At 69.8% G+C, this 19,597-nt stretch carries 18 protein-coding genes and 1 riboswitch; of the genes, 11 read left to right on the top strand and 7 right to left on the bottom strand.

Going from position 1 to position 19,597, the window contains the following annotated elements:
* Positions 1 to 26: 26 nt before the first annotated feature.
* A complete protein-coding gene (locus tag BKA16_RS07855; RefSeq protein ID WP_183372951.1) occupies positions 27 to 1,238 on the top strand; it encodes a GNAT family N-acetyltransferase in 1,212 nt (403 codons plus the stop codon).
* A 15-nt stretch (positions 1,239 to 1,253) separates the two neighbouring features.
* Here the strand turns inward: BKA16_RS07855 and BKA16_RS07850 are convergent, their stop codons facing one another.
* Complete coding sequence (locus BKA16_RS07850) at positions 1,254 to 2,714, bottom strand: NCS2 family permease (protein ID WP_183370140.1); 1,461 nt, start codon at positions 2,712 to 2,714, stop codon at positions 1,254 to 1,256.
* A 79-nt stretch (positions 2,715 to 2,793) separates the two neighbouring features.
* Between BKA16_RS07850 and BKA16_RS07845 the strand changes: the two genes are divergently transcribed.
* On the top strand, positions 2,794 to 3,042 hold the full coding sequence (locus BKA16_RS07845; RefSeq protein ID WP_183370139.1) for a DUF2530 domain-containing protein: 249 nt from the start codon (positions 2,794 to 2,796) through the stop codon (positions 3,040 to 3,042).
* A 117-nt stretch (positions 3,043 to 3,159) separates the two neighbouring features.
* Here BKA16_RS07845 and BKA16_RS07840 read toward each other — a convergent pair whose 3' ends face one another.
* From BKA16_RS07840 to BKA16_RS07830, 3 genes are all read right to left on the bottom strand, one after another.
* Entirely contained in the window at positions 3,160 to 3,753 is a 594-nt protein-coding gene (locus BKA16_RS07840) for a phosphatase PAP2 family protein (RefSeq protein ID WP_183370138.1), read from the bottom strand.
* Positions 3,754 to 3,815: 62 nt separating this feature from the next.
* A complete protein-coding gene (locus BKA16_RS07835; protein ID WP_183370137.1) occupies positions 3,816 to 6,485 on the bottom strand; it encodes a sacsin N-terminal ATP-binding-like domain-containing protein in 2,670 nt (889 codons plus the stop codon).
* On the bottom strand, positions 6,466 to 7,242 hold the full coding sequence (locus tag BKA16_RS07830; protein ID WP_183370136.1) for a DUF3027 domain-containing protein: 777 nt from the start codon (positions 7,240 to 7,242) through the stop codon (positions 6,466 to 6,468). Before BKA16_RS07830 ends, BKA16_RS07835 begins: the two co-directional genes overlap by 20 nt.
* Positions 7,243 to 7,330: 88 nt before the next feature.
* On the opposite strand from BKA16_RS07830, the gene BKA16_RS07825 reads away from it, so the two are divergent.
* A complete protein-coding gene (locus BKA16_RS07825; protein WP_183370135.1) occupies positions 7,331 to 9,226 on the top strand; it encodes an MFS transporter in 1,896 nt (631 codons plus the stop codon).
* 34 nt (positions 9,227 to 9,260) lie between these two features.
* The gene (locus BKA16_RS07820; RefSeq protein ID WP_183370134.1) at positions 9,261 to 9,857 is read left to right on the top strand and encodes a DUF2771 family protein; all 597 of its coding nucleotides are present in this window, start codon (positions 9,261 to 9,263) and stop codon (positions 9,855 to 9,857) included.
* 88 nt (positions 9,858 to 9,945) lie between these two features.
* On the opposite strand, the gene BKA16_RS07815 is transcribed toward BKA16_RS07820, so the two are convergent.
* The gene (locus BKA16_RS07815; protein WP_183370133.1) at positions 9,946 to 10,368 is read right to left on the bottom strand and encodes a cold shock domain-containing protein; all 423 of its coding nucleotides are present in this window, start codon (positions 10,366 to 10,368) and stop codon (positions 9,946 to 9,948) included.
* 116 nt (positions 10,369 to 10,484) lie between these two features.
* Here BKA16_RS07815 and BKA16_RS07810 point away from each other — a divergent pair, with 116 nt between their 5' ends.
* From BKA16_RS07810 to BKA16_RS07800, 3 genes are all read left to right on the top strand, one after another.
* The gene (locus BKA16_RS07810; protein WP_183370132.1) at positions 10,485 to 10,694 is read left to right on the top strand and encodes a hypothetical protein; all 210 of its coding nucleotides are present in this window, start codon (positions 10,485 to 10,487) and stop codon (positions 10,692 to 10,694) included.
* A complete protein-coding gene (locus BKA16_RS07805) occupies positions 10,691 to 11,200 on the top strand; it encodes a flavin reductase family protein (protein WP_183370131.1) in 510 nt (169 codons plus the stop codon). Before BKA16_RS07810 ends, BKA16_RS07805 begins: the two co-directional genes overlap by 4 nt.
* Positions 11,201 to 11,481: 281 nt before the next feature.
* Positions 11,482 to 11,664: riboswitch (cyclic di-AMP (ydaO/yuaA leader) on the top strand.
* Between the two features lie 4 nt (positions 11,665 to 11,668).
* Positions 11,669 to 12,292: a transglycosylase family protein gene (locus tag BKA16_RS07800; RefSeq protein ID WP_183370130.1), complete on the top strand. Its 624-nt coding sequence runs from the start codon at positions 11,669 to 11,671 to the stop codon at positions 12,290 to 12,292.
* 214 nt (positions 12,293 to 12,506) lie between these two features.
* Here the strand turns inward: BKA16_RS07800 and BKA16_RS07795 are convergent, their stop codons facing one another.
* Entirely contained in the window at positions 12,507 to 12,695 is a 189-nt protein-coding gene (locus BKA16_RS07795; RefSeq protein WP_183370129.1) for a hypothetical protein, read from the bottom strand.
* A gap of 69 nt (positions 12,696 to 12,764) precedes the next feature.
* Here BKA16_RS07795 and BKA16_RS07790 point away from each other — a divergent pair, with 69 nt between their 5' ends.
* The 4 genes from BKA16_RS07790 (at position 12,765) to BKA16_RS07775 (ending at position 18,915) form a co-directional block, all read left to right on the top strand.
* A complete protein-coding gene (locus tag BKA16_RS07790; RefSeq protein WP_183370128.1) occupies positions 12,765 to 15,086 on the top strand; it encodes a helicase-associated domain-containing protein in 2,322 nt (773 codons plus the stop codon).
* A 154-nt stretch (positions 15,087 to 15,240) separates the two neighbouring features.
* Positions 15,241 to 15,939 (top strand): GAP family protein, encoded by a 699-nt coding sequence (locus BKA16_RS07785; protein ID WP_183370127.1) that lies wholly within the window; start codon positions 15,241 to 15,243, stop codon positions 15,937 to 15,939.
* Positions 15,940 to 16,044: 105 nt separating this feature from the next.
* Positions 16,045 to 17,682, top strand: coding sequence for a DNA repair helicase XPB (locus BKA16_RS07780; RefSeq protein ID WP_183370126.1), 1,638 nt, complete (start codon positions 16,045 to 16,047; stop codon positions 17,680 to 17,682).
* A gap of 60 nt (positions 17,683 to 17,742) precedes the next feature.
* Positions 17,743 to 18,915, top strand: coding sequence for a pyridoxal phosphate-dependent aminotransferase (locus tag BKA16_RS07775; RefSeq protein ID WP_183370125.1), 1,173 nt, complete (start codon positions 17,743 to 17,745; stop codon positions 18,913 to 18,915).
* Here BKA16_RS07775 and BKA16_RS07770 read toward each other — a convergent pair.
* On the bottom strand, positions 18,912 to 19,538 hold the full coding sequence (locus BKA16_RS07770; RefSeq protein ID WP_183370124.1) for an alpha-ketoglutarate-dependent dioxygenase AlkB: 627 nt from the start codon (positions 19,536 to 19,538) through the stop codon (positions 18,912 to 18,914). The genes BKA16_RS07775 and BKA16_RS07770 overlap by 4 nt on opposite strands.
* Positions 19,539 to 19,597 lie beyond the last annotated feature (59 nt).

Here is a 19,597-nt window from a genome sequence, read left to right as displayed (position 1 = left end):
AAAATGGCAGAGTGGAACGCGTGGACATGTTGACGATCAAGCACGCGAGCGACGCCGACTGGCCGGAGATCATCGAACTCGACGCCCGCGCGTTCGCCCTGCCGAGCCCGCTGCCCCGCGACGAGATCACCGAGTTCCGCGCCAAGGTCCCCGACGAGGCCACCTATCTGATCCGCGATGTCGGAACCGTCCCCGGGTCGTCGACGATCGTCGCCTTCTCGCTCTACTACGACCTGCCGTTGACGGTGCCCGGCGGCGCCGTCGTCGACGCGGCCGCCCTGTCGTGGGTCTCGGTGTCGGCGACACATCGTCGCCGCGGCATGCTGCGGCGCATGATCGACGCCCAGTACGCCGACTGGCGAGCGCGCGGACACCCGCTCGCGATCCTCACCGCCTCCGAGGGCACCATCTACGAACGGTTCGGATTCGGTCCGGCGGCATTCGCGCATCGAGTGCACATCGCGCCGGCCGCATCGACGTTCCGCTCCCCTGCTCCGCCCGACTCGCACGTCCGCTACGGCACCCCCGACGAGGTGGCCGCGCATGTGCCGGTCGTCCACGCGCGCTGGGCGGCCGCTCGCAACGGCGCGATCGGACGACCCGCCCCCTGGTGGCCGTCGCTGCTGGCCGACCGCAGCTTCCGCCGCAACTCGCAGACCTCGGGACTGCACTACCTGCTGCACCCGGACGGATACGCCGCGTACCGGATCGACGCGCGCGACCGGACCGCGTTGATCGAGGACTTCGTCGCCGTCACCCCGCAGGCGCACGACGATCTGTGGCGTGTGCTGACGAGCCTGGACCTGATCTCGTCGGTCCACGCATCGATCCCGGTCGACGACGCCCTCCCGCACCTGTTGACCGACGCGCGCGCAGTCGGCGTCGTCGACCGACCGGACACCCTGTGGGTGTCGATCCTGGACGTCGCCGCCGCACTGGAACTGCGCACCTACTCCGACGACGGCACGCTGGTGCTGGAGGTCGGCGACGACTACTCCGACCGGGCCGGCCGCTATCGCCTGCAGGTCGTCGACGGCCGCGCGAGCGTCACCCCCACCGACGACGCCCCGAATGCGAGCATGGACATCGCCGTGCTGTCGAGCCTGTACCTCGGCGGGATCGCCGCCCGCGAGTTCGCCGAGGCCCGCCGCATCGACGTCGACTCCCCCGCCTCGCTCACCCGGCTGGCCCGGCTGTTCGACGTAGAGCACGCCCCGTTCGCGGGAACGTTCTTCTGATCCGGTGTCGCCGCTCTACGAGTTGATCAGGTTCTCGATCGGCCCGCGAGCGAAGTAGACGATGAACAGGGCTGCGACGATCCACAGCAGCGGATGCACCTTCTTGATGTCACCGCGTGCGGTCTGGGCCACGACCCACGCGATGAAGCCGACGCCGAGACCGTTGGCGATCGAGTACGTGAACGGCATGACGACGATGGTCAGGAACGCCGGGAGCGCATAGTCGAAGCGGCTGAAGTCGATCTCGCGGATCTGCGCCATCATCAACGCTCCGACGACGATCAGCGCCGGTGCGACGGCCTCCATCGGCACGATCTTGTACAGCGGCGTGAAGAACATGGCGGCCAGGAACAGCACACCGGTCACGACGTTGGCCAAACCTGTGCGGGCGCCTTCGGCGATGCCGGAGGACGATTCGACGAAGACCGTGTTCGACGACGCCGACGCCGCACCGCCGACCACCGCGCCGACACCTTCGACGGCCAGCGCCTTGCCGATGCCGGGCAGATTGCCCTCCTTGTCGGTGAGTCCCGCCTCTTTGCCCAGACCGGTCATGGTGCCCATCGCGTCGAAGAAGTTCGACAGCACGAGGGTGAACACGAACACGCATGCGATCAGGATGCTGACGTGTTCGAAAGCTCCGGTGAACGCGCCGAAGAGGTCAACGTCGCCGACCAGCGACAGATTGGGCAGCCCGCCGACGCCGTCGGGCAGACCCGGCACGTTCATGGCCCATCCGCCCTTCTCACCGGGCTTCAGATCGAGGAACGCCTGGGCGATGATCGACACGACGGTCATCAGCACGATGCCCAGGAGAAGTCCGCCGGGAACCCTGCGGACCACGAGGACGCCCATCACGAGCACGCCGATGCAGAAGATCAAGGTGGGAACCGTGGCGATGGAGCCGTCGACACCCAGCTGGACGGGCGGACCGTGTTCCGGACCGTGTGTGACGAAGCCCGCGTTGGCCAGGCCCACGAGGGCGATGAACGCACCGATGCCCGCCGCGATCGCCGCCTTGAGCTCGTTGGGCACCGCGTTGAACACCGCCGTGCGCACACCGGTCAGACCGAGCAGCACGATGATGATGCCGTCGATCACCACCAGTCCCATCGCCGCCGGCCAGCTCATCTGCGGGGCGATCGTCACCGCGAGCAGGCTGTTGATGCCCAGTCCGGCGGCGAAGGCGAACGGGAAGTTGGCCACCACGCCGAACAGGACCGACATGACGCCCGCGACCAGCGCGGTCACCGCGGTCACCTGGTTCGGATCGAGCGCGTGTCCGAACGCGTCGATGTTGGTCTTGGTCTCGGCGTTGCCGCCGATGATGATCGGGTTCAAGACGATGATGTAGGCCATCGCGAAGAACGTGACGAGGCCGCCTCGTAGCTCGCGAGTGATCGTCGAACCGCGTTCGGAGATCTTGAAATAGCGGTCGATCACGCCACCGGTCGGCTTCCCAGCGGGTTCGGTCATCGGGCAACCCTTCACATGCGATGCGGGACTGTTCGGTGCACGGTTCTGCGCACCACTGGGAAAAAGCTACCCTGAAGTCATGACCGATGAGACACCGATCCCGGAGCTTCCCGCTTCGCTGCGCGCACCGGAACCGGTCATCGTCGCCGGAATGCTCGCCTGGCTGATCGCCACGATCGTCGTCTGGGCCGCCGACCTCGGCGGCGACCGCGCTCTCCCGATCTGCTGGGTGGGTCTGGCCGTCGGCGCCCTCGGCACGTCGATCGTGTTCATTCAGAAGGCGGCGGTACGACGCGGCTCACGCGGCGCCCAGGAGGGCCTCGAGTAGGCAGGGGCTCGAGTAGGCAGGGGCTCGAGTAGGCGCCGTCGCGCAGACCGTACGTGTGCGCGACGCCGACGTCTATAGCGGGTCGGCCCCGCGCACAGGTACCGCCTGCGCGAAGGATCAGGTCTGACCGCTCGACATCGCCGCACGGCGGGCCGCCCGGGCAGCCTGTCGGCGCCGGGAGCCCTGAATGTGCGCGGCGACGCACAACGACACCCAGACGACGCCGAACAGCCAGCCGAACAGGACGTCGCTGAGCCAGTGAACGCCCAGATAGATGCGGCTGAATCCGATGAGCGCCACGAGGATCGGACCGATCAGGAGCCACCACGGATGTGCTCGCACCGCCGGATACAGCCGGTGCAGAATCAGCACGGTGAGCCCGTAGACGATCACACTGAGCATCGCGTGCCCGGACGGGAACGAGTGTCCGCCGATATCGATGAGCCGGTCGCCGACCGGCGGCCGGTCCCGCACGAAGATCGCCTTCAGCAACACCATCATCGCCCACCCCGACAGGGATCCGACGACGATGAGCACCGCGAAGTCGATGCGGCCGGCCATCCACGCGAGCACCACGACGCCGATCACCACCAGCGACAACGTCAGGGTGTCTCCCCACACGGTGATGAACTGCAGGAGTGAGGTCCACGGCTCCGACCGCCCGGAGACCACCGCGTCGGTGACCCTGTGGTCTATGCCGAACGGCTTCATCGGCGGTCCACCGGCATGGCTTCACTCTTTCGTACTCGGGATTGTCCGTACCCACGGTAGCGTCAATCCGATCGGAGGTGCACCGTGCCGCCGCTGTCCTCCCAATAGGGGACACCGACCTCGCGTTCGACGCCGTCGACGTCCACCGCGACAGTCAGATCGGCGTGCACGACGACGCGGCCGACGACCTGTCTGCCCCACCGTGCGGTGAGCGCGACCGCTTCCGGACAGTCGGCGTCGACCGTCTCCCCGTCGCCGACGACCACCGCGCGACACACCTGCGAGGCGAGGTCGGCGTCGAGGACGTCGGCGAGGATCGCGGCGTCGGCGGCGTCCACGACGGGGCCCGGCAGCACCGCTCGGTCGGCCGGGACGACGGTGGTCCACCACGGACGGTCGACGACGATCGGCGCGTCCGTGACCGTGCCCGCGAGGGTGCGCACACCGTCGACCGACGCCAGGTCGTCGACTCGCACGCGACCGTCTCGGACCGCCGCGACGAGCGCTGCGTGCGCGCGGGCGGCGACGCCCGCAGGCACGGCACGATCCGAACCGAGCCGGTCGAGCCAGACCTGTGCGTCGTCGGCGTCGTCGGGCCCGTCGCCGACGAGCAGCGCGGCGGGGACGCCGGGCAGCGCGTCGAAGAGGCCGGTGAACCGTTCGTCGTCGGGCGAGCGCAGGTGTCGCAACGACACCGCGTCGATCTCGGCGTACCGCCGCAGCCACCACCGTGTGTATCCCGATTCGACCAGTCCCGCGGTGCGGGGCTCCTCGACGAGCAGTGCGAGGGCGTCGCGCCACCGTTCCGGGTCGACGAGGTCGAGGTCGCGCACCGCGTCGAGCGTCTCCGGCGGCACGTCGAAACCGTCCCACCACTGCGCTTCGTCGGGCAGGTCGTGGTCCGGTCCGGTGGGCAGGTCGTCGTGCACGACGGCGAACCCCCAGCCGACGCCGATCGCGCGCAGCGCCTTTCCGCCGTACCGGCGGACGAGAGCGGCGTCGACGGTGCCGAACGGCGAATCGTCCAGGACCGGGAGCAGCGGTGCGTCCGGAAGCAGGAGCTCGTCGGCGGGCCAATCGTCGCCGTCGTCGGCGCGCAACTCCAGTCGGCCGAGTCCGGGGACCGTCTCGAGGTCGCCGAGGACCGCCAGCCCCAGGACGGTGGCCGCGAGATCGGCGTGCGAGTCCGCGGCGTCGACGGCCGCCTGGAGCGCGGGATCGGCGAGCGCTTCGGCGATGTCGCGGTGCTCCAGCCCGAGTCGGTCCAGAAGCGGGTCGTAGGCGTCCGGGTCGACGAGCGGCAGCCAGTCGGGCGCGGCGTCCGAACCGTCGAAGCCGTCGAGCACGAACAGCCCGCGGGCTCCCACATGGGTGCGTCCATCCGTGCGTGGGATCGGCAGCGCACCGAGTTCAGCGGCGTCGTCGCCGGTGTGGACCAGTGCGGCGAGGGCCGTGTACAGCCGGCCCCACCACGGCGGCGGGCGCGACACCGCCCCCAACTCGTCGGCGAGGTCGGCGAGACCGAGTTCGCGGCCGCCGAGTCGGACCAGCGCGGACGCCGACACCCGATCGGAGACGTCCGGATGTGCGAGCGGGTCGAGGACGTCGGCGAGGACCTCGCCGAGTTCGTCGGGCAGCCCGGGCAGCACCCACGCCCGATCGGGAGCGACGACGTCGCCGCCGCACGTCGGCACCCAGCGGGCCGCGGCGAGGTCGGCGAGGATCGCCTCGTGCAGTCGCGCCGCGGCCGGCTCGGCCGCCAGCGTCGGCCGTGGGATCAGCAGGTGCTTCTGCGCGTCTGGGGCCAGCGCGACGAGGTCGGCGTATCCGGCCGCCGCGGCCGCGATGTCGGCGTCGGGGTGAATCGCCCGCCGATCCGGGGTGAGCGGAAGACGTGCGACGACGCGGGCGGGCAGCCCGAGATGCACGCCGGTCGCGGTCGGGCTGCGCAGGACGTCGTCGGTGAGGGGAACGACGGACCGGGACTCGGGTGCGACCTCGAGCCGAGCCATCCACATCGTCTGCTCCCCGCGCGCGACGAGCCACCGCGCGGCCGGCTCGTCGTCGCGGGTGATCACGATCTCGTCGCCGTCGTCGGTGCGGACGAACGTGCTCGCACCGACATCGATGCGGCCGAGCGCCGGCAGCTCCAGCAGCAGATCCGGAACCTGATCGGCGAAGGTCGCGAAGAGTTCGGCGGCCCCGTGTCCGGCGTGCACGATCACCTCGGTCGCGAACCCGGCGGGCGGCCGCACGTCCGACGGCCACGCCAGGCGCTGCGCGGGGACATCGGCCGATCCGACCTCGGCGACGCTGCGCGCGCGGTCGAACTCGATGGATCCGTCCACGGATGCGATCACGACCCGGTCGGCGAACGCGGTGGAGCGGAAGCCCACCCCGAACCGCCCGACGGTCTGTGCTCCGGCGTGCGATTTCGGCGACACCCGCAACGCGGTGAGGGATTCCACACCGTCGCGGGTCAGCGGGACGCCGGTGTTGGCGAAGCCGATCGCGTCACCGTCGAGGCGGATCGCCAGATGTCCGTCGTCGACGGCGGCGTCCGCGGCGTTGGCGGCGAGCTCGGTCAGGATCCGGCCGCGGTAACCGATGTCGGAGAGCTCGCGTTCGGCGGCCGCGTCCTCGGCCATCCGAGTGGGCGAGGCACGCCAACCGGCGAGCGTGGCCGCCCGCAGCTCAGCGGTGCCGAACGGATCAGGCGTCGCCGGAGCCATCGGATCCGGCGGGCAGCGCCACGACTTCCACGGCGCCGTCGTCGTAGGCGTCGTAGGCGGGGCTGCCGTTGCCCGCGGGGGCCGGAACGTCCGAGTGCGCACCGCAGCCGTACTCGGCGGACACGGCGCGACCGTCGGCGGCGAACTCGTTGGCGCACACGCCGAATCCCGAATGCAGCGCACCGGCGATCGGCAGAAAGAAGCCACAGGTGCCGCACGAGTGGCGAGCGTTGCGGGCCATCGGCGACGCCGGGCCGTAGTCGCCGTCGTACCAGCGCTGGGCGGCCTCGGCACGCCCGTCGATCGACAGCAGCCGCTTGCGGCCGAGACCGATCTCGGTGTCGACCTGACCGATCTCGTCCTGGTCGATCAGGCTGACGTCCTGGGTGTCGATCTGGTTCGGCACGAGCCGCGGATCGTCGGCCGGAGCGGCCAGCAGATCGCCGGGGCCGAGATCTCCCGGGGCCACCCGCTGCACCCACGGCACCCAGTCGGGAGCGAGCAGCGCGTCGGCGGCGGGCAGCAGTGCGACCTCGCTGACCGTGATCTCCGACGAATCCGGCGCACCGGCCACGACGACGCACCACTGCCAGCCTCGGTAACCGGGCAGCTGCGCATCGAAGTAGTGCGTGGCCGCGTAGTCGCCCTCGGCGGAGACTCCGATGTGAGCACCCGGAGTCTCGCCCTCGGCGAGGAGGGCGGCACGGGCGACGTCGACGGCGTCGACGAGTCGGGAGGAAGAGATAGCAACACTCACCTGTCCAGTGTGCAATAGTCGGGCCCCTCGACGCACGTCAGGCACGGCATGCGCGGCGATGTCGGGCCGATAAGGAACAATCGTAGGGGTGAACACCCGTGGATCTCGTGGCGACCGCGGGCCCGGCGGTCGCCCGCGTCCCCCACAGGGGACGCCCCCTGGAGCAGACCAGCAGGCCCGACGTCCGCGTCGCCCTGCCCCGCACCCCGGTCAGGCGAACTACCCCGCCGACGGTCCTCGTCGTCAGCCGCGCACGCCCACGCGGCGATTCGACGCGCCGCAGCAGGCGAATCCCGGCCACCGTCCGAACGACCAGCATCCGAACGACGAGACCCGCCCCGCCAGCGGGGCCTATCTCCCGCCGCGCACGCACAACCCCCACCTTCCGCCGCTGTCCCCGCATGAGGACGACGCCCGTACCGAGGCGATCGACGACTCGGGCCGTCGACGCGGGCGTGGACGGCTGTCCGGAGACGCCGAGTACGTCCCGCCGGAGAAGGTCACCGTGATGCGTGTGATGGCGCGCCGGTCCAAGTACTTCACCGAGCTCGGCGCCAAGATGGTGCACCGCGCGGCGACCGCGGACGGCGCCGACCGATCCGGTCTCACCGCACTGACTCTGCCGGTGATCGCGAACACGGCAGTCGACGCGGCGATGGCCATCGCCCTGGCGAACACGCTGTTCTTCGCCGCCGCGACCGGCGACTCGAAGGTCAGTGTCGGTCTGTACCTGGCGATCACGATCGCTCCGTTCGCGTTCATCGCCCCGCTCATCGGCCCCATCCTGGACCGGCTCCAGCACGGTAGACGGATCGCGATGGCGACCACGTTCGGACTCCGCGTCGTGCTCGGCCTGCTGATCATCGTGAACTCGTCATGGGATCCGGTGAAACAGCAGCTCGAGTACAAACCCTGGGTGCTCTATCCGTGCGCGCTCGGGCTGATGGTGCTGTCGAAGTCGTTCGGCGTGCTCAAGTCGGCCGTCGCCCCCCGTGTGCTTCCACCGTCGATCGACCTGGTGCGCGTCAACTCGCGCCTCACCGTGTTCGGTCTGGTGGCGGGCACCATGGTCGGCGGCGCGATCGCCGGTGCTCTCGAGTTCGTGGCGAAGGCGCTGCCGTTCCATCTGCCGGGTGCGATGATCTGGCTGTGCCTGGTGGCCGCGGCCGGCGCGTACTTCTGCATGAAGATCCCGGCGTGGGTCGAAGTGACCGAGGGCGAGGTCCCGACCACCCTGACCTATCACGGCGAACCGTCCTCCGACACCGCGGCGGGCAAGTCGCCGAGTTTCTCCAAGGAGCTCGCCGCCAAGATGCGCCAGCCGCTGGGCCGCACGGTGATCGTCGGTCTCTGGGGCAACGGCACCATCCGCATCCTCACCGGGTTCCTCACGCTGTACATCGCGTTCTATGCGAAGGCTCAGCCCGACACGTCGGGATGGCAGCAGATGTTGATGCTGGGCGCGGTCGGTGCGGCCGCCGGCGTCGGCAACTTCATCGGCAACGGGCTCGGCACCCGACTCGAGCTCAAGAACCCCACGCGCATCGTGGTGTTGGCGACCGCCGCGACCTTCGTCGCCTGTGTGCTGGCGGCGATCTTCGGTTTGCTGCTGCTGGTGGTGGTCGCCGGTTTCACCGGTTCGGCGACGTCGGCGATCGCCAAGGTCTGCATGGACTCGTCGATCCAAGACGATCTGCCCGACGAGTCGCGCGCCTCGGCGTTCGGCCGCTCGGAGACCGTCCTGCAGCTCTGCTGGGTGCTCGGGGCGTCGCTCGGCGTGGTGCTGCCGACCGACATCTGGATCGGGTTCACCGTGGTCGCCGTCCTCGTCGGCATCGGCTTCGTCCAGACGTTCCTGTCGAGCCGCGGGTCCACGATGGTCCCAGGATTCGGCGGACGTCGCCCCGACCAGGCCGAACCGACCGTCCCGTTCGCCGCACAGCCCCCGCCCAGCGGCGCACCCACTCGCCGCACCGAACACTGACCAGCCCCGTCCCCTCGCCCGCTAAGGAATCCTCGTGTTGCACCCCGGAGACAAGAAGCCGTTGACGATCCTGGCCGCGGCCGTCGCGGTGGTGGTCGTGGCGATCGCCGCGCTCACCACCGTCCTCGTTCTCACCGACGACGACGGCGACGCGATGCCGACCGTGTCGGTGCAGGCGGGCGACAGCCTCGAACGCGTCGCCCCCGGCTACTGGTGTTCGGTGGATCTGACCGACTGCGATCCGGTCGATCCGCGCTCGGTCCAGCAGTTGCCGCAGAACATCGTCCACATCGCGGCGCCGATCGGTGACCCGGTCCGGGTGACCGTGCCTCCTGAGGTGGCCGACGGCCCGTGGTGGTCGGTGGCCCAGTACGCGACGCCGCGCGGCGTACAACGCGTGGTCGAGTTCTCCCCGAGTGACACCCTGTACACCAAGAAGTTCCTCAGCGAGCCCGACGCGGTGCTCCTGGGCATCGAGATCTGGTCGCCGTCCACGGTGTTCCAGGACGCTCCGCAGGGCGTGGAGTCGGTCGACGGCGAGATCCTGATGCGCGGCACGTTCACCATCGACACCGTCCCGGACGGATTCACCGTGGGAAACACCACCGAACTGCCCGACGTGCGCCGGTAGAGTATCCGGCGGAGTCGGGACGGAGACCGGCGCACCGGCGGCGACACATCGGCCGTTCGCGCTCCGTCTCCGTCCACGCGATCGCGCGTCAGCGGTCGAGTTCGCGGGTCACGCCGCGCACCACCTCGGAGATCCGCTGTGCCGTCTTGCGGTCCGGGTATCGGCCGTTGCGCAGTCCCGGCTGCACGGTGCCCTCGAGCAGCGTGATGAGGTCGGCGACGAGGCCGTGAAGCTCGTCCGGGCTCATCCGCTTGGTCTCCGGACGCTTCTCGCGTCGCGCTTCGCGGTTGTTCTTGACCACGCTCGGTGCGGGTTCGAGGACGGTGACTCGCAGCGCCTGCGGACCGCGTCGACCGGCCGCCATGTCGAACTCGACTCGTTGTCCGGCCTTCAGCTCGGACGCGTCGTCGCTGATCGCCGACGCTCGGACGTACACGTCCTCACCGTCGTCCTGCGACAGGAATCCGAAGCCCTTGTCGGCGTCGTACCACTTCACTCGGCCGCTTGGCACAGCACTCACCCTCATTGGTTTCTCTGCCTGAATAACACGTAAGCGCCTCGCCGTCGCTGGCAGTGCGAGGCAGGCGCATCGTGTCCGATTCTACCGCCTGGATTACCGTGGACTGCATGCAGACCCAGAAGTCCCCCCGCCTACTGGCCGCTGCGGTGATCCTGTTCGGTATCGGAATGGTCGCCGCGCTCGCACTTCTGCTGCCGGTGGTCCGCGACAGCAATACGGCGATCGTCACCACGCTGTACCTGCTGGCGTTGTGCGCTCCGCTCGGTTTCGTCCTCGGGCTCGTGTTCGCGTTGCTGTCGGGGCGACGCAGCCGATGACGCCCGACCTGACGCCGGTGTCCGACGAAGCCGCCCTCAAGCGCGCGTACAGCTGCTTCCCGACCGGCGTGGTCGCCGTCTGCCGTCGCACGGGCGAGGGGGACGTCGGCATGTCGGCCAGCTCGTTCGCGACGGTCTCACTCGAACCTGCCCTGGTATCGGTGTGCGTACGTGACGAATCGTCGACCTGGCCGCTGCTGCGGTCCGCGGACCGTCTCGGCGTCAGCGTGTTCGCCGCGCATCAGGGCGACGAGTGCCGTCGGCTCGCCGGCCCGACCAAGTCTCGGTTCGAGGACGTGCACCGTTCGGCGACCCCCTCCGGCGCGCTCTTCCTGGCCGGAGCCGCGGCCCACCTCGAGTGCTCGGTGCTGCAGGAGGTCCCCGCCGGCGACCATCGGGTGGTACTGCTGCGCATCCACGCGCTCAGCAGCGACCCGAACGTCGAACCGCTCGTCTTCCACGCGTCGACTTTCCGAGCCCTGGAGGCTCGACGCGCGCGATCGTGACGGATTCGGGTGGCCACCGCCTCAATCTGACCGTGATCCTTATCACATAACAGTCGTATAACGAACCGGCTACAGACCGGGTGTCAGCCGTGTGAACTGCGGCAACACCGGACCGTGTCCGATACGCCTTGTTCGCCCCCTCGAAACCCGCATCGACAAGGCCGTGAATTCTCCCCCGACCGCACCGTATTGTTCAGGGCGGTCATCCACCAGGTGATCGACACCCGAAACGAATAGCCCCTATCGGCCGCGCCAAGCCTCGCTCCGCCGCATGGGACCGCATGAAGAGAAAGTTCAGGAGCGAGGACGGGGGACCCACCATCTCCCCGTGAGACCCGGCGGACGAGGAGACTCGATCGCCTTGGGGTTAAGTCCCCGGAAGTCGGCCACCAGCCGGACCGGAGACCGGGCACCTCTCGCCCGAACCCGACAGCTCACCTCGTAGGCGCGTGGAGAGAGGAACGATACATGTCCGGACGTCACGCCAAGCAGACGACCAGCACCAAGACTTTCGCCAAGATCGCCGCGACCTCCGTCGTCCTCGGCGGCATCGGCGGCGGCGCCGCGCTCCTCGGCGCGGGCCAGGCCTCCGCAGCCACCGACGCCGAGTGGAACCAGGTCGCTCAGTGCGAGTCGGGCGGCAACTGGGCCATCAACACCGGCAACGGCTACCAGGGCGGCCTGCAGTTCAGCCCGAGCACCTGGGCCGCGAACGGCGGCACCCAGTACGCTCCGAGCGCCGACCAGGCCACCCGTGAGCAGCAGATCGCCATCGGCGAGCGCGTCCTCGCCTCGCAGGGCGCCGGCGCATGGCCGGTGTGCGGCGGCGTCCTCTCGGGCCCGACGCAGCGCACCGCTCCGGCCACCCCGCCGAAGGCCGCTCCCGCTGCCCCGCAGCAGAAGCAGGACCAGTCGGTCGGCGACGCCAAGAACACCGCCGACGTCAAGAAGGACGTCGACGAGCGTCTCGAGGACTCGAACATCAGCCCCGAGGTCCGCCAGGCATGGAAGGCCGCCAAGGACAGCGGCTACGAGCTCACCCCGGACCAGGTGAAGCTGTACAACCAGAACAAGCACCTGCTCCCGTTCTGATCTGACCGTCACGTATGAGGCCCCCGCTCGCGAGCGGGGGCCTCATACGCATCTCGACACCGGGCGCGTCACGGGCAGGACGGGCACGCCCGAGGCGTCTGCTCGCGCCCCGCGTCCGACGAAGAGCGTGAACCGACGCCTGCGGCGTGTACCCGCATGACGAAGACCCCCGCTCCGCGAGCGGGGGTCTTCGTAGGTATTCGCTAGAAGCGGATCAGCGGTTGACGGCGGTCTTCGCGTGCACGTACGGAAGCTCGTCTGTCGGCAGCGGGAACTGCGTGTCGCCGAACGGCGAGAGGGCACCCGACAGGTGCGCGAGGAACTCGGTCACTGCGTGGTCGTCACCGGTCTCTGCGGGCCAGCCGTTGTCCACGTATCCATTCTTCTTAGCCACGTGGCTCATTCTGCCATGACCACGGACGGAACACCTACGCACCCGGCACTTCCGACACCGGTCGGTAGCATGGATCGAATGAGTCCGGACCATCCGCTGCGCAGTTGTGCCGACGAATTGGCGAGCCGCAGCGACGAGCGACTCGTCGAACTCCTGGTTCGACGCCCCGATCTCGCGTCGCCGCCGCCGCGCGGCACCGGCGTCCTCGCTCAGCGCTCGATGTCGGCGGCGTCGATCGCTCTGGCCGGCGAGCACCTGGATCTGCTCGCCGTCGCGGTCGTCGAGGCGTTCCTCGACGCGGCCGCCGATTCGGTGCATCACGATCTGCTCGGCCCGGTGAGCCGAGACGACATCGTCGCGCGGCTCGGCCGCCGGGCGCTGCGTGGCGACGTCGACGCCCGACTGGCTCTGCTGTCCGATCGCGCACTGATCTGGCCCGCCTCCACCGAGAAGAAGGCCGCCGCCTGGGTCGCGGGCATCCACCTTCCGGCCGCACTCCCCTGGCGGGCGGCACACCTCGTCGCACCGATCGCACTGCTCCAGCCCGAGGACGTCTCCGCGCGCATCGAAGCACTCGACGAACGGCCCCGCGAACTGATCACCACTCTCTCGCGGGGTCCGGCCCTCGGCCGTTCTCGCGACGCGGCGCCCGACGCCGACCCCGCCGCCCCGGTGCCGCGGTTGCTCGCCGCCGATCTGCTGGCCCGGGTGGACGAGCAGACCGTCGAACTCCCACCGCAGGTCGGCCAGATCCTACGTGCCGAACCCCCGCTGCTCACCGCGAACCTGCGCGCGCCGTCGCTCGACGGCGAACCCTCCCGGTTCGACGCGGCAGCCGTCGATGCGGCCGGAGCGGGCGAGGCGCTCGAACTCCTGCGGCACACCGGTGATCTGCTCGATGCGCTCGGCGAGGCGCCCGCCGCCGTCCTGCGCGCCGGAGGGATGGGGGTGCGGGAGCTGCGGCGCCTGGCCAAGACCACCGGTCTGTCGGTGCCACGGGTCGGACTCCTGGTGGAGTTGACCGCGGCGGTCCGCCTCATCGACGCCGGAATCCCCGACTCGGTGGATCTCCTCGGCGGCGACGAGGTGTTCGCGCCGACCTCGTCGTCGGACGCCTGGACCCACTACGACGCGCCGCGGCGTTGGGCCGATCTCACGCTGGCGTGGCTCGACCTGCCGCGCCGCCCCTGGCAGGTCGGCGAGACCGACCGCGAGGGATCGATCATCGGAGCGCTGGCGGCCGAGTCGTTCGACGCGAACGCCCCCGTCGTGCGCCGGACGATCCTCGCGCCGCTCACCGAGGCGGCCCCCGCGGTGCCGGTGACCGTCGGCGCGCTCACCGGCCTCCTCGGCTGGCGGCACCCGCGACAGCTGCGCCGCCTCACCACCCGGGTCGTCGGCGAGACCGTCCGGGAGGCCACCGAACTCGGACTCGTCGCACACGGTTCGCTGACCTCGGTCGGACGCGCTCTCCTGGCTCGCGACCCCGACGCCGACGACCATCCCGACCTCCTCGCCGCGATGACGCGGGCCCTGCCCGAGCCGATCGACTACTTCCTGGTGCAGGCCGACTTCACCGTCACCGTGCCCGGCCCCCTCGATCTCGCGCTGGCTCAGCGGCTCGCCGTCGTCGCCGACCTCGAGTCCGGCGGCGCGGCATCGGTGTACCGGATCACCGAGGACGGCATCCGCCGCGCCCTCGACACCGGTCTCACCTCCGCCGAGATCGCGGCGCTGTTCACCGAGCACTCCAAGACACCGGTACCGCAGTCGCTGACCTACCTGATCGACGACGTCGCACGCAAACACGGACAGCTGCGGGTGGGGATCGCGTCGTCGTTCATCCGGTGCGACGACGCCGCCACGCTCACCGCCGTGTTGCGCAGCGATGCCGCGGCCGAGTTGTCGCTGCGCGGTCTGGCGCCGACCGTCGCGGTGTCGGGCGCACCGCTGCGCGATGTGATCGAACGATTGCGCGCGGCAGGCTTCGCACCCGCCGGCGAGGACTCCTCCGGCGGCCTCATCGACCTCCGCAGCCGCGGCGTGCGGGTCCCGACTCGGTCGAAGAACACGCACCGCCGCGCGCACCGCGCCCGGATCGGTCCCGGACAGGCCGCCACCGTCGTCACCCGGATGCGGACCGCCGACCGCGCCGACGGCCCGGTCTCGGCGACCTCGTCGTCGAGCGGGTCCGGTGAGAGCACGTCCGCGTTGATCCACCTCGCGCTGCAGACCGGACGTCGCCTGCGGATCGGCTACGTGGACGCGCAGGGCGGGGCCAGTCGGCACGTCGTCAAGGCCCGATCGCTGGCGGCCGGGCAACTCGTCGCCGATGAGGAGGGCGGCGAGGACGATCTGCGGTTCGCTCTGCACCGCGTCACGCGAGTCGAGCTCCTCTGACGCGCTTTCCGTGCCATCGACACGCATGTCCACGCCAGAAAGCGGCCGATCAGCGCGGCGCACATGCGCCGAAGCCGACGAGCCGTCCTAATCTGACTGGTCGGTGAAACGCGCCCGGACCGGGCGCCGCCGGGTGAGACGGAAGGCGTGAGACATGTGGGGTGCGCTGGGTGACACGTTCGCCGTCGCGATGGGCTTGGCGCTCAGCCCGATCGCGATCACGACCGCGCTGATTCTTCTGCTCGCCCCGCGCGGCCGACTCCGCGCCACGATGTTCGCCGTCGGCTGGTTCGCCGCGATGTTCGTGATCACGGTGATCCCCGCATGGATCACCGACGACGTGGACGAGAGCGATCCGGTCGGAACCGACGAAGGCATCGACATCCTCCACCTCGCCTTCGGCGCGCTGTTCCTGGTGTTGGCCGTGGTCACCTGGACCAAGCGTCCCGCCTCCGACCGCCCCGCGGACGACCGCACCGACGGGGCGGAGCCGAAGCGCGGCGTCTTGTCCCGACTGGACGACTTCGGCGTCTGGACCTGTCTCGCAATCGGTTTCGGCGAAGGCGTGGTGATCATCAAGAACCTCCCGTTGGCGATCAGCGCGGGCACCCGACTCGGCTCCGCCGGACTGTCGAGCACACACCTGGTCGTCACGGTGGTGCTGTTCGCGGCCCTCTCGTCCACGACGGTCGTCATTCCGCTGGTCGCGAGCATCGTCGGCGGTGACCGAGTCGAGCGCCCGCTGTACGACGCGCGGGCCTGGATCGAGAAGCACATGACCGCCATCACCCTGGTCGTGCTCGTCGTCGTCGGCTTCATCTTCCTCGGCGAGGGTCTCGACCTCGCCGACTGATCCGACGGGGCCGACTGATCCGACCGGGCCGACTGATCCGACCGGGCGGGTCGCCGAAACGACCCTACGGTGGCCGCCCACCCGCGTTGTCTGGACAATGGACGGGTGACTGACGGACCGCTCATCGTGCAATCGGACAAGACCCTGCTCTTGGAGGTCGATCACCCCGACGCCGCCGAAGCGCGGGCGGCGATCGCCCCGTTCGCCGAACTCGAGCGCGCCCCCGAGCACATCCACACCTATCGGGTCACGCCGTTGGCGTTGTGGAACGCACGGGCCGCCGGACACGACGCCGAGCAGGTCGTCGACGCCCTGGTCAACTTCTCCCGCTTCCCCGTACCCCAGCCGTTGCTGGTCGACATCGTCGACACGATGGGCAGGTTCGGCCGTCTGCAGCTGGTCAAGAATCCCGCGCACGGTCTCACGCTGGTCTCCTTCGACAGAGCCGTGCTCGAGGAGATCCTGCGCAACAAGAAGGTCGCGCCGATGCTCGGCGCCCGCATCGACGACGACACGGTGATCGTCCACCCGTCCGAACGGGGCCGTCTCAAGCAGGTGCTGCTCAAGGTCGGCTGGCCGGCCGAGGACCTCGCGGGCTACGTCGACGGCGAGGCGCATCCGATCGACCTGGTGGAGGACGACTGGTCGCTGCGCGACTACCAGGAGTTGGCCGCCGACTCGTTCTGGGCGGGCGGCTCCGGCGTCGTGGTCCTGCCCTGCGGCGCGGGTAAGACGATGGTCGGCGCGGCGGCGATGGCCAAGGCCGCCGCGACCACACTGATCCTGGTGACCAACACGGTCGCCGGTCGGCAGTGGAAGCGGGAGCTGATCGCGCGCACGTCGCTGACCGAGGACGAGATCGGCGAGTACTCGGGCGAGCGCAAGGAGATCCGCCCGGTCACCATCGCCACATACCAGGTCATCACGCGTAAATCGAAGGGCGAGTACAAGAATCTCGACCTGTTCGATTCGCGCGACTGGGGCCTGATCGTCTACGACGAGGTGCATCTGCTGCCCGCACCGGTGTTCCGGATGACCGCCGATCTGCAGTCGCGCCGTCGCCTCGGCCTCACCGCGACGCTGGTGCGCGAGGACGGGCGCGAGGGCGACGTGTTCAGCCTCATCGGCCCCAAGCGGTACGACGCCCCGTGGAAGGACATCGAGGCGCAGGGCTGGATCGCCCCCGCCGACTGCGTCGAGGTCCGGGTCACCATGACCGACGAGGAGCGGCTGCAGTACGCCGTCGCCGAGCAGGAGGAGAAGTACAAGCTCTGCTCCACCGCCCACTCGAAGATCAACGTCGTGAAGAACATCCTGTCCAGGCATCGGGGTTCGCAGACTCTGGTCATCGGCGCGTACATCGATCAGCTCGAGGAACTCGGCCGCGAACTCGACTGCCCGGTGATCCAGGGAGCCACCCGCAACGCCGAGCGCGAGAAGCTGTTCGACGCGTTCCGCCGCGGTGAGCTCTCGACCCTCGTCGTGTCGAAGGTCGCGAACTTCTCCATCGACCTGCCGGAGGCATCGGTGGCCGTCCAGGTGTCCGGCACGTTCGGATCGCGGCAGGAGGAGGCCCAGCGTCTCGGCCGACTGCTCCGCCCCAAGGCCGACGGCGGTCAGGCCCACTTCTACTCGGTGGTCTCGCGCGACTCCCTCGACGCCGACTACGCCGCCCACCGACAGCGGTTCCTCGCCGAGCAGGGATACGCGTACCGGATCGTCGACGCGGCCGATCTGCTGTAGCGCCGCACCAGACCTCGGGCGATACCACCCCCGTCGTCGGAGTGTGGCAGCGTGGGACGCATGGCTTTGGTCAAGCGGATGCGCCCGTTCACGTCGACGATCTTCGCGGAGATGTCGGCACTCGCCGTCGAGCACGACGCGGTGAACCTCGGTCAGGGATTCCCGGACGCCGACGGTCCCGAGTCCATGCTCCGCGCCGCACAGGACGCGATCGCTCGCGGAGCGAACCAGTACCCGCCCGGCCCCGGCATCCCCGAGCTGCGCGAGGCGATCGCCGCGCAACAGCTCGACGACTACGGCCTCGTCTACGATCCGGACACCCAGGTGCTGGTGACGGTCGGCGCCACCGAGGCGATCGCCGGCGCCGTCCTCGGCCTGGTGGAGCCCGGGCGGGAAGTGGTGCTGATCGAGCCCTTCTACGACGCGTATGCGGCGTCCGTCGCACTCGCGGGCGCCGTGCGACGAACCGTGTCGCTGGTGCCCGACGGCGACGGGTTCGCGCTCGACCGCGATGCACTGGCCGCGGCCTTCGGCCCGAACACGGCCGCCGTCATCGTGAACACTCCGCACAATCCGACGGGTACCGTCCTGACCGACGCCGACCTCGCCGAGATCGCCCGCCTCTGCGTCGAACACGACGTCATCGCGATCGCCGACGAGGTGTACGAGCACCTCGTCTTCGACGGCGCAGTGCACCGGCCGCTCGCATCGTTTCCCGGCATGGCCGAGCGGACCGTCCGGATCTCGGGCGCCGCCAAGACCTTTCACGTCACCGGATGGAAGGTCGGTTGGCTCAGCGGTCCCGCCGACCTGGTGCGGGGCGCACGGGCGGCGAAACAGTTCCTGACATTCGTCGGCAGCGGGCCGTTCCAGCCCGCCGTCGCGCACGCTCTGCGCACCGAGATGGACTGGGTGCGCGACGACGCAGAGGCGCTCGGCCGCAAGCGGACCCGACTGTCCGAATCCCTCGCCGATGCGGGATTCGAGGTCCACCGCAGCGAGGGCACGTATTTCGTGTGTGCCGATCCGCGTCCGCTCGGCGTGACCGACGGTGATGCCTTCTGCCGCGATCTGCCCGGGCGGATCGGTGTCGCCGCGGTCCCGGTCAGCGCCTTCGTCGACGACGCCGACCCCTGGCGCCACCTGATCCGTTTCGCCTTCGCCAAGGACGACGACGTCATCGACGAGGCCGCTCGGCGCTTGACACGGCTCTCGATCGACCGGCGCTCCTAGAACACCCCCTGCGGACGGAACTGGACACTGATCCGTGGGCCGACGCCGGAGATCTTGGGAATCGCGTGCTCCCACGTCCTCTGACAGCTGCCGCCCATCACGAGGAGATCGCCGGAGCCGAGGACCGCTCGGCGCGAGGCTCCGCCGCCGCGCGGTCGCAGGAGCAGCGGACGCGGCGCGCCGAGCGACAGGATCGCCACGAGCGTGTCGTGCGTGCGTCCGCGTCCGACCCGGTCGCCGTGCCAGGCGACGCTGTCGGCTCCGTCGCGGTACAGGCACAGTCCGGCGGTCGCGAAGCCGGCGGGCAGCGTCGCTCGATAGTGCGCGGTCAGCTCGTCGCGTGCCGCCTCGAGGATCGGGTGCGGCCAGCGCTCCTCACGCGGATACATGGCGAGCAGTCGCGGCACGGCGACGGTGGAGTCGTACATCCGACGCTCCTCGGCCCGCCACGGGACGCTCCCGTGCAGGGCGTCGAACACCTCGACCGACCCCTGCAGCCAGCCCGGACGCAGGTCGACCCAGGCGCCGTCGGACAGTTCGATGCGCCGCACACCCGCCTGCATCGACGTCAGCACCGGCCCGGTGTCGGTGTCGAAGAGCGACGCTTGGAGTCCTGCGGCCATGACGTCGATCGTACACCTGTTCGATTTCCGGCCGTCAGTCGAGCGATGCCTCGTCCCGC

It is taken from the genome of Gordonia humi (assembly GCF_014197435.1).
GTDB classification, from domain to species: Bacteria; Actinomycetota; Actinomycetes; order Mycobacteriales; family Mycobacteriaceae; genus Gordonia; species Gordonia humi.
This window is presented reverse-complemented; position numbering and strand designations above follow the sequence as displayed.